Annotated in this window: 11 protein-coding genes; 5 read left to right on the top strand and 6 right to left on the bottom strand. The window is 69.2% G+C overall.

The annotated features are described in order from the left end of the window. Window positions 1-43: 43 nt before the first annotated feature. On the bottom strand, window positions 44-2,350 hold the full coding sequence (locus OPU67_RS00385) for a CDC48 family AAA ATPase (RefSeq protein ID WP_267616702.1): 2,307 nt from the start codon (window positions 2,348-2,350) through the stop codon (window positions 44-46). A 485-nt stretch (window positions 2,351-2,835) separates the two neighbouring features. Between OPU67_RS00385 and OPU67_RS00390 the strand changes: the two genes are divergently transcribed. From OPU67_RS00390 to OPU67_RS00410, 5 genes are read left to right on the top strand one after another with little or no spacing between them, the layout of a single operon-like run. Then, window positions 2,836-3,558 (top strand): CoA transferase subunit A, encoded by a 723-nt coding sequence (locus tag OPU67_RS00390; protein ID WP_267616704.1) that lies wholly within the window; start codon window positions 2,836-2,838, stop codon window positions 3,556-3,558. Beyond that, window positions 3,555-4,406 (top strand): hypothetical protein, encoded by an 852-nt coding sequence (locus OPU67_RS00395; RefSeq protein WP_267616705.1) that lies wholly within the window; start codon window positions 3,555-3,557, stop codon window positions 4,404-4,406. The genes OPU67_RS00390 and OPU67_RS00395 overlap by 4 nt, the downstream gene beginning before the upstream one ends. Before the next feature lie 15 nt (window positions 4,407-4,421). Beyond that, window positions 4,422-5,072, top strand: coding sequence for a CoA transferase subunit B (locus OPU67_RS00400; protein ID WP_267616707.1), 651 nt, complete (start codon window positions 4,422-4,424; stop codon window positions 5,070-5,072). Further along, a complete protein-coding gene (locus OPU67_RS00405; protein WP_267616709.1) occupies window positions 5,072-5,956 on the top strand; it encodes an alpha/beta hydrolase in 885 nt (294 codons plus the stop codon). Before OPU67_RS00400 ends, OPU67_RS00405 begins: the two co-directional genes overlap by 1 nt. A gap of 2 nt (window positions 5,957-5,958) precedes the next feature. Beyond that, a complete protein-coding gene (locus tag OPU67_RS00410; RefSeq protein WP_267616710.1) occupies window positions 5,959-7,110 on the top strand; it encodes a CaiB/BaiF CoA transferase family protein in 1,152 nt (383 codons plus the stop codon). A gap of 32 nt (window positions 7,111-7,142) precedes the next feature. On the opposite strand, the gene OPU67_RS00415 is transcribed toward OPU67_RS00410, so the two are convergent. The 5 genes from OPU67_RS00415 to prmC form a co-directional block, all read right to left on the bottom strand. Beyond that, a complete protein-coding gene (locus tag OPU67_RS00415) occupies window positions 7,143-8,348 on the bottom strand; it encodes a DUF418 domain-containing protein (RefSeq protein WP_267616711.1) in 1,206 nt (401 codons plus the stop codon). Window positions 8,349-8,508: 160 nt separating this feature from the next. Continuing rightward, on the bottom strand, window positions 8,509-9,720 hold the full coding sequence (gene metK / locus OPU67_RS00420) for a methionine adenosyltransferase (RefSeq protein ID WP_267616713.1): 1,212 nt from the start codon (window positions 9,718-9,720) through the stop codon (window positions 8,509-8,511). 96 nt (window positions 9,721-9,816) lie between these two features. Further along, entirely contained in the window at window positions 9,817-11,448 is a 1,632-nt protein-coding gene (lnt, locus tag OPU67_RS00425) for an apolipoprotein N-acyltransferase (protein WP_267616714.1), read from the bottom strand. Window positions 11,449-11,453: 5 nt separating this feature from the next. Continuing rightward, window positions 11,454-12,224: a DUF4167 domain-containing protein gene (locus tag OPU67_RS00430; protein ID WP_267616716.1), complete on the bottom strand. Its 771-nt coding sequence runs from the start codon at window positions 12,222-12,224 to the stop codon at window positions 11,454-11,456. Window positions 12,225-12,488: 264 nt separating this feature from the next. Beyond that, entirely contained in the window at window positions 12,489-13,310 is an 822-nt protein-coding gene (prmC, locus tag OPU67_RS00435) for a peptide chain release factor N(5)-glutamine methyltransferase (protein WP_267616718.1), read from the bottom strand. Window positions 13,311-13,353 lie beyond the last annotated feature (43 nt).

Below are 13,353 nucleotides of genomic sequence, written 5' to 3' on the forward strand. Positions count from 1 at the left end.
GATGACGTCATTCAGAATGTTTCACGTGAAACATTGGCCCGCGTCAGTCGTGCTTCCTCTCCCGCGTCGGCGTGAGCATATCGGGCGAGAGGAAGCCGATCGGCTGCACGGCCGCCGCGCGCTTCTTCAGCTCGCCGCGCATCTGCTGGTATTCGTTCTCCATCTCCGGCGTGACGGTCGCCCGCGAATCCCTGAGCGCCGCCTCGAAATCGCGCCGCTCGACCGCGGAGACCTCGCCGCCCACCCGGCGCAGCGCGGCAAGGCCGGCACGGCGCACCACGTCCTCGAGATCGGCGCCGGTGAAGCGCTCGGTCTCCGCCGCGATCGCGGCAAGATCGACGTCGTCCGCGAGCGGCATCTTGGCGGTGTGAATGCCGAGGATGTGCTCGCGGCCCGCCTTGTCGGGGGTGCCGACATAGACCAGCTCGTCGAACCGGCCCGGGCGAAGCAGCGCCGGATCGACCAGCGTCGGGCGGTTGGTCGCGCCGATCACCACCACCGATTGCAGCTCCTCGAGCCCGTCCATCTCGGCAAGGATGGTGTTGACCACGCGGCCCGTCACCTGCGGCTCGCCCTGGCCGGAGCCGCGCGCGGGGACCAGCGAATCGATCTCGTCGATGAACACCACGCAAGGCGCGACGGCGCGGGCGCGGGCGAAGAGGCGGGCGATCTGCTGCTCGCTCTCGCCATACCACTTGGAGAGGAGGTCCGAGGACTTCATCGAGATGAAGTTGGCCTCGGCCTCCTTGGCGACGGCCTTGGCGAGCAGGGTCTTGCCGGTGCCGGGCGGGCCATAGAGCAGGAAGCCCTTGGCGGGACGGATGCCGAGGCGGCGGAAGGCGTCGGGGTTCTTGAGCGGGAGTTCGATGCCCTCGCGCAGCCGGTCGGTCGCCTCGCCCGCACCGCCGATATCGTCCCAGCCGACATTGGGCACCTGCACCATCACCTCGCGCATAGCCGAGGGCTGGACGCGCTTCAGTGCGCTGAGGAAATCGTCGCGGGTGACGCACAGATCTTCGAGCACCTCGGGCGGGATGGTGCGTTCGTCGAGATCGAGGCGCGGCATGATCCGGCGCACCGCCTCGATGGCGGCCTCGCGGGCGAGCGCGGCGATGTCGGCGCCGACGAAGCCGTGGGTGACGCGGGCGAGTTCGTCGAGGTCGACAGCGCTTTCGAGCGGCATCCCGCGGGTGTGAATGCTGAGGATCTCGCGCCGCCCGCGCTGGTCGGGGACGCCGATCACGATCTCGCGGTCGAAGCGGCCGGGGCGGCGCAGCGCCTCGTCGATGGCATCGGGGCGGTTGGTGGCGGCGATGACGACGATGTTGGCGCGCTTCTCCAGTCCGTCCATCAGGGTGAGGAGCTGGGCGACGAGGCGCTTTTCCGCCTCTCCGGGGACCTGGGTGCGCTTGGGCGCGATCGAATCGATCTCGTCGATGAAGATGATCGCGGGCGCCGCGCGGGCCGCTTCCTCGAACACTTCCCGTAGGCGCTTTTCGCTTTCGCCATAGCCGGAACCCATGATTTCCGGCCCGTTGATGATGAAGAATTCCGCGTCGCTCTCGTTGGCGACGGCCTGCGCCAGCCGGGTCTTGCCCGTGCCCGGCGGGCCGTGGAGCAGCACGCCCTTGGGCGGCTCGACCCCGAGGCGGATGAACAGCTCAGGGTAGCGCAGCGGCAATTCGACCATCTCGCGCAGGGCGCGGATCGTCTCCTCCATGCCGCCCACGTCGTCGTAGTTGACGACGGCGCGGCCATCGCGCGGTTCCTCGAACTCGGCGCGCAGCTCGACCTCGGTGTTCTCGTCGATGTGGACGAGGCCCTTGGGGCTGGTCGAGGCGACGGTAAGGCGGATCTGGGTGAGGGCATAGGCGGGGGCGCGCAGCAGCTGGCGCACGTCCGCGGGCATGTTCTGCACGGGCTGCTGGCCGGTGGTGGCGACCACGTCACCCGCCACGAGAGGTCGGCGGAAGAAGTTGCGCTTCAAGGCCTGGGTGGGCCCCTGAAGGCGCATCTCGCGCTGGGCCGGGGCGAACACCACGCGGGTCGCAGGGCGCGATTCGCCGCGCGCGATCTCGACGTGCTCGCCCGACCCGGCTTCGGCATTGGCGCGCTGGAGGCCGTCCAACCGCACCACATCGAGCGCGTCGTCCTCCGGGTAGGCGGCCATGGCGATCGCGGCGGTGGTGCGCTTGCCGCGGATCTCGACCACGTCGCCCTCGGTGATGCCGAGTTTCTGGAAGGCGGTGCGCGGGATGCGGGCGATGCCGGCCCCCGATTCCTCCTGGCGCGCGGGTGCGACCTGGAGGCGCGCGGTGCGAATCGGCATTTCGGTGGCGGCATCGGCCATGGGCGGGTCCCTGCTCATTCGTTTTTTCGAGAGCGATAGCTAGGAACCAGGCCGGGCGAATGCAATCGCGCGGCGGCGCAAGGGCCGGGGCGTGCGTCGGGCGCGGCACAGAAAAAAAGCCCGGCACAAGGTGCCGGGCTTGGAAAGTTTGGGAGAGGATGCCTGAAAGGCACGTCCCAAATGGCCCAGATCGATCGATTGTGCAAGTGCGAAACGAGCGACTTTGGTTGCGAATTACGCAAACATCGCGGGGATCAGCACTATTTTATGCACAAACTTGCAAATCACCTGCCCAAAATGACGGCAAACGCTCGCCTCTTGGGCAGAAATGAGACTCTATGACGGTTTTGCGACGCAACATGAAAGGTGATTCGACTCGTGCGCCTTCATGATGTCGACAGCCGCGGCGTAACGCACTAATCAGCGAGCCGATCCCGCCGGGCGGGGTTCCATCTCCGCGATGCGAGACGAGGCAGGGAGGCCCGATGACCAAGCTCTACCCCGACGCCGCCAGCGCGCTTGCCGGTGTGCTGCGCGACGATATGCTGATCGCCGCCGGCGGCTTCGGACTGTGCGGCCTGCCCGAGCGCTTGCTCGATGCGATTCGCGATTCGGGCGTCAAGAACCTCACCTTCGCCAGCAACAACGCCGGGATCGACAACGAGGGCATCGGCAAGCTGCTGCGCACCCGGCAGGTGCGGAAGATGATCTCCTCCTACGTGGGCGAGAACAAGGAGTTCGAGCGGCAGTATCTCGCCGGCGAGCTCGAGGTCGAATTCTGCCCCCAAGGCACGCTGGCCGAACGGATGCGCGCCGGGGGCGCGGGCATCCCCGGCTTCTACACCCGCACCGGCGTCGGCACCGAGGTCGCCAAGGGCAAGGAGCACAAGGACTTCCCCGATCGCGACGGGGTGATGCAGACCTACATCCTCGAACACGGGATCTTCGCCGACCTGTCGATCGTCAAGGCCTGGAAGGCCGACGAGACCGGCAACCTGATCTTTCGCAAGACCGCGCGCAACTTCAACCTGCCGGCCGCGACCTGCGGGAAGGTCTGCGTCGCCGAGGTCGAGGAAGTGGTGCCAGCTGGCAGCCTCGATCCTGACCAGATCCACCTCCCCGGGGTGTTCGTGAACCGCATCGTGCTCGGCAGCCCTTACGACAAGAAGATCGAGTTCCGCACCGTCCGCACGCGGGAAGCGGCGTGATCTGGCGGAGCACCCCGGCGCTTGCCTCGCTGCTGGCGCTTGCCAGCGCGGTGCTGCCCGGTTGTGCTGGGATCATCCCGGCGGTGGCGGGCGAGACCGCCCCGGTCTCGGTCGAGGCACCTCCCCGAAGCGTTGGGGCGTCCCTTGCTGCCGCGCCCTCGCCCGAGCCCTCAAGGCCGTCGCGCGAGGAGCGCAGCCGCACGCCCGCAGCGACGCCTCCTGCCGCTGTCCCTGTCGATGCGGCCGTCCCTGCGGCGCAGAACGCCTCGCAAGACCAGCCTGTGCCTCCCCCGCCAGGCTTCGCACGCTTCCTGCGCTTTACGCTGATGGCGGCGCGCGATGCCAAGGCGGGCGCCGCTCTACCTTCGGCCCTGTTGTCTGACCCGATCGCGCTCGACGGCCGGCGCCGCCGCTGTGCGGTGGGCGAGCAGCTTGTCGCGGTGATCGATCTCGATCCGCAAGGCGGCGTATTTGCGCCTCCGCCCGTTCCGGTGAGGGCGCCCGCCCTCGCGGCCGGCCTTGGCGAACTGCGCGCGGCCGGGGTGGAGCTCACCTGGATCTCCGACCTGTCCACCGACCGATCAGGGGCCCTTCGCACCGCGCTCGAGCAATCCGGGCTCGACCCGCGCGGGCAGGACATCATCTCGCTGCGCCGCGACGAGGGCGACACTAAGGACCAGCGCAAGTCCAGCCTCGGCGGCTTTGCCTGCATCGTCGCCATCGCCGGGGACGAGCGGCCCGATTTCGACGCGCGCTTCAAGTATCTGCGCAAGCCCGAGGCGGGGGTGGCGCTCGAAGGACTGATCGGCGACGGGTGGTTCATCGTCGAACCGCTTGTCGGCAACTGAGGACACGACACAGGCATGACCACGCTTCCCACCGGCTGGACCCGCGACGAGATGGCGGCGCGCGCCGCCCGCGAACTGAAGGACGGCTACTACGTCAACCTCGGCATCGGCATCCCGACGCTGGTCGCCAACCACATCCCCGAAGGGATGCTGGTTACGCTCCAGAGCGAGAACGGAATGCTCGGGATCGGGCCGTTCCCCTATGAGGACGAGGTCGATGCCGACCTCATCAATGCCGGCAAGCAGACCATCTCCGAGCTGCCGCACTCGGCCTATTTCGACAGCGCGACCAGTTTCGCTATGATCCGCGGCGGGCATATCGACCTCACCGTGCTGGGCGCGATGGAGGTGGCCGAGAACGGCGACATCGCCAACTGGATGATCCCAGGCAAGATGATCAAGGGCATGGGCGGGGCGATGGACCTTGTCGCCGGGGTCAAGAAGATCATCGTGGTGATGGACCACACCGCCAAGGACGGCAGTCCCAAGTTGATCCCCCAGTGCACCCTGCCGCTGACCGGCGCGGGCGTGGTCGACATGGTGATCACCAACCTCGCGGTCTTCCAGCGAGGGGCCAAGGGCGAGCCTTTCCGGCTGATCGAAATGGCGCCGGGCGTCACCGCAGAGGACATCGCCGCCACCACCACCGCGCATTACGTGGTGTGATGCTGCGTGCGGCGGCGCTCGGCGTTCTTGCGCTGGCAGGGGTGATCGGCGGGATGCTGGCCTTCATCTCCCCGCCGCGACTGCTGTCGCATTACGACCGGCTGGCGGGTGGGCGCGAGGGCTCATACCCGGCGGCGGAGGGCGTGCCTTTCGGCAGCCACGGACAGAGCCTCGATATCTGGGCGCCCAACGACCAGAGCGCGGCGCCGCTGCCGGTGGTGATCTTCTGGTATGGCGGCGGTTGGGCCAAGGGTGACCGCACATCCTATGCCTTTGCCGGACGGGCGCTGGCCAAGGCGGGGTTCCTGGTGGTGATCCCCGATTACCGCAAGGTGCCGCAGGTGCACTTCCCTGCCTTCCTCGATGACGGGGCCGAGGCGGTCGCCTGGGTGCAGGCGAACATCGCGCAGCACGGTGGCGATCCGGAACGGGTGGCGGTGATGGGCCATTCCGCAGGGGCCTATCAGGCGGTCATGCTGGCGCTCGATGCCAAGCGACTGGCGGCGGCCGGCGTCCCGCCCGGCTTCATCAAGGCGGGCGTGGGACTGTCCGGCCCGTACGACTTCCACCCCTTCACCTCCGACCGTGCCATCGCCGCCTTCAGCGCATGGCCGCGTCCGGAGGAGACGCAGCCGATCGCCTTCGCCCGCAAGGATGCGCCGCCCTCGCTGCTGGTCACTTCGGACGGCGACGAGACCGTGCGCCCGCGCAATGCGAACAACCTCGGCGCAAGGCTGGCGGGTTTGGGCGCCCCGGTCGAGGTCAAAAACTACGGCCCGCTCGATCACGAGGAGATCGTGATGGCGCTGTCCGTGCCGTTTCGCGGCAAGGGGGCGATCCTGGCTGACTCGGTCGCCTTCCTCAAGGCGCGGATGGGCGAATAGTGATGTGGCTGGCCGAACCCCGCAACCCGAACGCGCCGCTTGCCGGCCTCAAGGTGGTGGAACTGGCGCGGGTGCTGGCGGGGCCGTTCTGCGGCCAGATTCTCGCTGACCTCGGCGCGGATGTGATCAAGGTGGAGAGCCCGGAAGGCGACGGCACCCGGTTGTGGGGCCCGCCCTGGGTCGAGCGGACCGACGCCGAAGGCCGCGTCCACCGCGAGGCCGCCTATTACCACGCCTGCAACCGCGGCAAGCGCTCGATCATCGCCGACTTCGCCGACGCCGACGATCTGGCGCGGGTGAAGGGCCTGTGCGCCGGGGCGGACGTGTTGATCGAGAACTTCAAGACCGGCAGTCTCGCGAGGTTCGGGCTCGACTATGCCAGCCTCTCGGCCGCCAATCCCCGGCTCGTCTACTGCTCGATCACCGGCTTCGGCCAGACCGGACCGCGGGCGCACGAGGCGGGGTATGATTTCGTCGCGCAAGGGATGAGCGGGCTGATGTCGCTCACCGGCGAGCCGCAAGGCCACCCGGTCAAGATGGGCATCTCGATCAGCGACCTCGCCACCGGCGTGTGGGCCGCCAACGGCGTGCAGGCGGCGCTCTTGATGCGCGCGCGCACCGGGCGCGGCCAGCAGGTCGACATGAGCCTGCTCGATTGCTCGGTGGGCCTCCTCGCCAACCAGGCGACATACTTCTTCACCACCGGCCACAACCCCCCGCGGATGGGCAACGCCCACGCGCAGGTCGCGCCATACGGGGTCTTCGCGGTGAGCGACGGGCATGTGATCCTCGCGCCCGCCAATGACGGGCTGTTCCACAAGCTGATGGCGGTGCTCGGGCTCGAGCATCTCGCCACCGACCCGCGCTTTGCCGCCAATGGCGACCGCACCGCCAACGCCGCCGCTCTGGATGCCGCAATCGCCGAGGCCACGGCAGGGTGGACCAAAGAGGGGCTGCTCGATGCCTGCCATGCCGCTGGCGTCCCGGCAGGCCCGATCAACCGGCTGGACGAGGTCTTCGCCGATCCGCAGATCGTTGCGCGCGGGATGCGCATCGAGCTCGGCGGGATGGCAGGGGTGCGCAGCCCCTTCATCTTCTCGGATGCGGAGCTGGCACTGGACCGCCCCTCGCCGATCCATGGGGAGCACGGCTAAAGGGGGGCCGGCGGGTCATCCGAGCGGACCTCTCACCGCCGGAGCGTGTAGCCAAGACCTCGCGAAAGCCCCCGCCACAGCCGCTCGAACGGGCCCTGTCCTGCCTTGGCGACCCACAGCGGCGACCAGGCCAGCATCGCCGCGACCGGAATCAGGCCCACGGCGAAGGCCTGCCAGCGCGTGATCTCGCCGAACAGGCCCAGGCCCCAGCTAGCGAAGATCGCCGACAGGATCACGCTCGTCATCAGGTAGTTGGTGAGCGACAGCCGCCCGACGCTCGCCAGCCGTGCCACCGCCGCGCTTTCGCCGCCGAAGAAGGCCATCGCGAGCGCGGCGTAACTCAAGGCCAGCGCCATGTCGAAGGGGGCGGAAAGCAGCAGCGTCACCGGGCCGACCAGCGCGCCGGGGAAGCCCGCGCTCACCAGCCAGCCTGCCAGCACCAGCAACGCAGGCAGCGCCACCAGCGCGGCGAGCCCCGCGACGCGCTGCAACCGGAAGGTGCGCCACTCGCCCTTCAGCATCCCGCCACGCCACAGCCCCATGCCCAGTGCGATGGCGGAGAGATTGAGCGGCAGCGCGGCGACCAGCGCGGTCATCTGCGCCGGAATGCCGAGGCTGCGGCGCAGCACGCGCTCGCCCAATCCTTCGCGCCCCTGTTCCAGCAGCGCGGTGATCGCGGCGGGATCACGCCCGAACTGGCGCTCGGCCCAGAGCACCATCTCCGATCCTTCTTGCCCCCGCGCCCATGCCACAAGCGACGGCCCGAGCAGCCCGAAGCCGAGGAACACGTGCACCCCGAGCAGCCCCAGCGACACCGTGACCAGCGCGCGGGCGGAAAGCCCCGCCAGCAGCGGCAGGAACAGCCCGGCCAGCGCATAGGCGCGCAGCACATCATTGCTGGCAAGCAGGATCGCATGGGCGAGACCGAGGGCGAACAGCACGATCATGCGCGCGTAATGCGCCCGCCACGGGGTCTCGCCCGATCGCTCGATCAGGCTCAGGCACCCCGCGCCGAACAGCATAGCGAACAGCGTGCGGAACTTGTCCTCGACGAACACGAAGCTGCCGAGCCACACCCAGTAATCGGGCGGGCCGACGCCGCCGAACGCGAGCGGGTTGTAGTAGGCCGGCCCCGGCATCGCGAAGGCAATCACGTTCATGCCGACAATGCCAATAACGGCGATCCCGCGCAGCGCGTCGAGCGCGAGGATGCGGTGGGGGGCGGGGTGCGCGGTCACGGGGCGATGTCTAGCGCATCTGCCGCAGTGGCGTAGGGGGTTTCTAGGGGTCGGCGCAGGCCCACCCCCGGCCCCTCCCGCAAGCGGGAGGGGAGGATTAGCGCCAACCAGTCCCCCTCCCGCTTGCGGGAGGGGTTAGGGGTGGGCACGAACCGGGCGCTTAGCCCAGCGCAGCCTTAAGATCGTCGACGAGGTCGAGGCGCTCCCACGGGAAGAAGTCGCCGTCCGCGTCGCGGCCGAAGTGGCCGTAGGCCGCCGTCGGCCGGTAGATCGGCTTGTTGAGCCCGAGGTGGGTGCGGATCGAGCGCGGGGTCAGGCCGCCCAGCTTGGCGATGCCGAGGATCGCCTGCTCGATCTTGTCGTCGCCGACGGTGCCGGTCTCGTGCGTGTCGACATAAAGCGACAGCGGCTTCGACACGCCGATCGCGTATGCGATCTGGATGGTGCAGCGCGTCGCGAGGCCCGCCGCGACCACGTTCTTGGCGAGGTAGCGGGTGATGTAGGCCGCGCTGCGGTCGACCTTGGTCGGGTCCTTGCCGCTGAACGCGCCGCCGCCGTGCGGGGCCGCGCCGCCGTAGGTGTCAACGATGATCTTGCGGCCCGTCAGGCCCGCGTCACCGTCGGGCCCGCCGATCTCGAAGCTGCCGGTGGGGTTGATGAAGTATTCGGTCTCGCCGAGGAGGTTTGCCGGGATCACGTCGGCGATCACGCCCTTGACGTAAGACTCGAGCTCGGCCTGCTTGGCCGGATCGTTCTCGTCATAACCCGCCTTGTGCTGTGTCGAGACGACGACGGCGGTGGCCGCAACCGGCACCGAGCCTTCGTAGCGTAGGGTCACCTGGCTCTTGGCGTCGGGCTCGAGGAAGGGCGCCGCGCCCGAGTGGCGGTCGGCGGCCATGCGCTCGAGAATCTTGTGGCTGTAGTAGAGCGTCGCCGGCATCAGGCCCGGGGTCTCGTCGGTGGCGTAGCCGAACATGATCCCCTGGTCGCCCGCGCCTTCATCCTTGTTCTCGCCGGCGTCCACGCCCTGCGCGATGTGCGCCGACTGGCCGTGCAGGCGATTGATGAATTCGAACTTCTCCCAGTGGAAGCCGTCCTGTTCGTAGCCGATGCGCTTCACGGTTTCACGGACGGTCTTCTCGATCTCGTCCTGCGCGCCTTCGGCCCATGCGCCATTCTCGTAGATGCCCTTGCAGCGGATCTCGCCGGCCAGCACCACGAGCTGGGTGGTGGTCAGGGTTTCGCAGGCGATGCGCGCCTCGGGGTCCTTGGAGAGGAACAGGTCGACGATCGCGTCCGAGATCTGGTCGGCAACCTTGTCCGGGTGGCCTTCGGAAACGCTTTCGGATGTGAAAAGATAGTCGTGGCGCATGGGTCCCCCGGGGGCTGATAGTGCGGTTCGGCAGCGGGATGGGGCACCTTATAGAGATATAAGGAAACCTTTATGTCTCGCCTCTGGCGCCCCGCACTAGCCGCGCGGGCGGGGGAGTGCAAGCACTCTCGGCCCAAACCATTTCTGGCCCAGGCCGAGGATCACGAACAGGCCTGCCCAGCCGAGCGCCAGGGCATTGCCGAAGCGGGCGAAGAGCGTGGGCGGCTTGGCGGCAGGCACCAGCCCGCTCACCGACCCGGCCTTGCCCGTGCCGATCGCCTCGCGCACCACGCCGCCTGCGTCGATCACCACGCTGATCCCGGTGGTGGTCGAGCGGATCACCGGCAGCCCCTCCTCGATCGCGCGCATCCGCGCCTGACCGACGAATTGCGGCGAGCCCCAGGCGCCGAACCAGCCGTCGTTCGAGGGGTTGAAGAGGTAGTCGGGGCGATTCGCGATGGTTGTGACCTCGCCCGGGAAGACGATCTCGTAGCAGATCTGCACCCCCACCTTGCCCTGCGCCCCGAGGTCGAGGGTGCGCGGGCCGGGCCCCGGGACATAGTCGATGCTTCCCGCCACCAGCCGTTGCAGGCCGAGCGGTTCGAGCAGCGGTCGCATCGGCAGGTATTCGCCGTAAGGCACGAGATGCGCCTTGTCGTAGCCGGCGACGATCCGCCCGGCGCCGTCGAGCCCCATCACCGAATTGCGCGCGCTGACGAGCTCGGGAATGCGGCCCGGACGCTCCTTGAAGTTGAGGTTCACGACCCCGGTCAGCAGCGTCGAGCGCGGCCCGATCACCATGCCGATGCGGCGCCGGGCGAAAACCGGATCGCCCTCGGCGGTCGCATCGTCGTAATAGGGCGCCGGGTAGCCGTCCTCGAGCAGATCGGGGATGGCGCTCTCGGGCCACAGCACGATGCGCGACTGGTCACGGCCCGGTGCGGTAAGGCGAGCGAGGCGCGCGAACTGCTCCTCGTACTTGGAGGGGTCGTTGAGCTCGGCCTGCGGGAGATAGGGCTGGACGAGGGTATAGCGCCGCGGGGAGTCGGGCGCGGGAGGGGCGCTCATGACGCTCATGGCGAAGACGAGGTAGGCGACCGGTAGGACCACGCCGGCCCAGTTCCGCCGCAGCGCGCTATCGAGGATCAGCGCGGCGATCAGCACGGTCAGGCCGGAGAAGGCATAGGTCCCCAGCCAGGGCAGGAACGTGGCGAGGCCGGGCCGCTCCCACCCGCCCAGCAGCATCAGCCCGACCGGCGGCCAGGGATAGCCGGTGAACACCCAGCCGCGCAGCCACTCGGTGACGGTCCATGCGCCCGCGAGCACCAGCCCGAAGGCCCACAGCGGGCGCCGCCTGGCGAGGAGGTGCGCGGCGAGCGCGGCAAGGGCGGGATAGACCGCGAGGTAGACGCACAGCAGCGGCACCGCGGCCCAGCCGAGCGCCTCGGGCATCTTCGCCTGGTGGGTGAAGGCGGTCGCGATCCAGTTGTTGGCGAGGCTGAGGTGCGCCCAGCCGAACAGCCAGCCGCGCCATGCCGCGCTACGCCAGGTCGGGGCCGTGTGGACGAGCCACGCGAAGCCCGCGAGCGCGGCAAGGCCCAGCGGCCAGAGGTGCAGCGGCGGGTAGGCGCAGGCGCCGAGCAGCCCGAGCAGAATGGCGGCGAGGCCCGGGCGACGCTGCGCCAGCGCCGCGAGCGCGGCACCGGCCTGCTGTGGCCGCCCGGTCATGCGGTTTACTCGACGGTTTCGAGCGCGCCGCCGGTTTCGCCCGACCCCGCGTCGTCACCGCGGATCGAGGGCGGGAGGATCGAGCTGTCGATGCCGCCCTGACCTGCCGAGCGCTCGCCGTCGTCGGCGCTCTTGCGCGGCTTGCGGGTGCGCGCCGGCTTGGGTTCGGCATGATCGGCAGGGCGCTCGGCCTTCTCGGCGCGCTCCGGACGGTCGCCGCGCTTCTCGCTGCGCGGCCCGTTACGATCGCCATCGCGATGGCCGCCCTCGCGGGCTTCGCGAGGCTTGCGCTGCTGATGCTGGCGGCGCTGGCCGCGCGGGCGCTCGTCCGAGCGCTCGTTGCCGCGATCCTCGGCGAGGAAGGGTTCGCCCTCCTGCCCGGGCTCGCCTTCGAGCACCTCGGGAGCGGGCGCGGAGTCCTGCTGCTCGTAAACCGAGCGGGCCGGCGCGTCGCTGCGGCGGCCGAAGTCGAAATCGTCCTCGAAATCGTCGACCTCGCGCTCGTCATTGCGGCGCTGGCCGCCGCCGCGCTGTTCGTCCTGACGGGCCTTGTTGTCGGCGATCACGCGGAAGTAGTGGTCGGCGAACTGGAGGTAGTACTCCATCTGCACCCGGTCGCCGTTGTGCTGGGCGTCCTGGGCGAGCTTCTTGTACTTGTCGAGCATCTGCGGGGCATTGCCGCGCGCCCGGCTGTCGATGCGGTTCAGCTGTGCGCCGTTGCCGCCCTGGTTGCGGTTGCCACGGCCACGACGCCGGTTGTTGCGATTGTTATTCAAGGAAGTTGTTCCTTATCAGTGACCTGGCGCGAATTCACTCACTGCCCGCGCGGTCCACAGACCCCTTGCCCATGCGCCACGAGCCCGACCGTCCCGGGACGTGGTGCGCGCTCCGCGCTTCCGCAGCCGGGGGCTTGCCCTGACGGCCGTATCAGCTGAGTTTAGGAGCTTGGCGCAGCGGTTTGCGCCCTTCGCAATCCGTCTGGCCTGACATGGACGTAGCGATGCGAAACCGGTTTGCCAAGCCTTGGCTGCGCTTTTCTCTCACGCGAGGGCGAGCGCGCGGGGCCGCCCAGCCAGATCGCGGCGGAGCCGGGTGGCAAACCCGGACGCGCGGGCGAGGGCGCCGACCGCCTCGGCCTGATTCGCCCCGATCTCGAGGATGGCGAGGGCGCCGGGGTTCATCAGTGTGCGCAACTGCGGGACCAGCAGGCGGTAATCGTCGAGCCCCTCGGGCCCCGCGAACAGCGCGCTGGCAGGCTCGAAGTCGCGCACCTGAGGGTCGAGCGCGGCGTCGTGTTCCACATAGGGCGGGTTGCACAGGATGAGGTCGAAGGTGCCCAGATCGTCGGCCCAGCCAGGGGTGCCCCAGTCGCGCCGGTGCCAGGCCGACCGAGCGGCAAGGCCAAGCGCGGCGGCGTTCCCTGCGGCGACCGCCAGCGCGCCGGGCGAGGCGTCGATGCCGAGCCCCTGCCAGCCGTCGCGGTTCGCCAGCACCGCCAGCAGCAGCGCGCCCGTGCCCGTCCCCAGATCGAGCGCGCGCCCTTTCGGCCCGGCATGATCGAGCGCCGCTTCCACCAGCGTCTCGCTGTCGCCGCGCGGGATCAGGGTATCGGGGGTTACCCTGAGGGTGAGCCCGTAAAACTCGGCCTCCTCGATAATGTAGGCGACCGGTTCTTGGCCCATGCGCCGCTCCACCAGCGCCGCGAAGCCCGGCGGCGCGGGACCCTGCATCGCCTTCAACAGCATGGCCGAGCGGGTGAGGCCGAGCGCGTGCGCCATCAACAATTCCGCATCGAGCCGCGCGGTGTCGCTCGTGGCGGCAAGGCGCTCGGCAGCGGCGCGCAGGGCTTCGGCGACGGTCATCGCTCGCACCCGGCGACGTGCCCCCCCATCCCCGTTCGTGTCG

This window comes from Erythrobacter sp. WG (assembly GCF_026586795.1).
GTDB lineage: Bacteria > Pseudomonadota > Alphaproteobacteria > Sphingomonadales > Sphingomonadaceae > Erythrobacter.

What these genes read in the sequence shown, in the direction of transcription:
- OPU67_RS00385 (WP_267616702.1), bottom strand. Translation starts at nt 2,350, where the DNA reads ATGGCCGATGCCGCCACCGAAATGCCGATTCGCACCGCGCGCCTCCAG.
- OPU67_RS00390 (WP_267616704.1), top strand. Translation starts at nt 2,836, where the DNA reads ATGACCAAGCTCTACCCCGACGCCGCCAGCGCGCTTGCCGGTGTGCTG.
- OPU67_RS00400 (WP_267616707.1), top strand. Translation starts at nt 4,422, where the DNA reads ATGACCACGCTTCCCACCGGCTGGACCCGCGACGAGATGGCGGCGCGC.
- OPU67_RS00405 (WP_267616709.1), top strand. Translation starts at nt 5,072, where the DNA reads ATGCTGCGTGCGGCGGCGCTCGGCGTTCTTGCGCTGGCAGGGGTGATC.
- OPU67_RS00410 (WP_267616710.1), top strand. Translation starts at nt 5,959, where the DNA reads ATGTGGCTGGCCGAACCCCGCAACCCGAACGCGCCGCTTGCCGGCCTC.
- metK (WP_267616713.1), bottom strand. Translation starts at nt 9,720, where the DNA reads ATGCGCCACGACTATCTTTTCACATCCGAAAGCGTTTCCGAAGGCCAC.
- lnt (WP_267616714.1), bottom strand. Translation starts at nt 11,448, where the DNA reads ATGACCGGGCGGCCACAGCAGGCCGGTGCCGCGCTCGCGGCGCTGGCG.
- prmC (WP_267616718.1), bottom strand. Translation starts at nt 13,310, where the DNA reads ATGACCGTCGCCGAAGCCCTGCGCGCCGCTGCCGAGCGCCTTGCCGCC.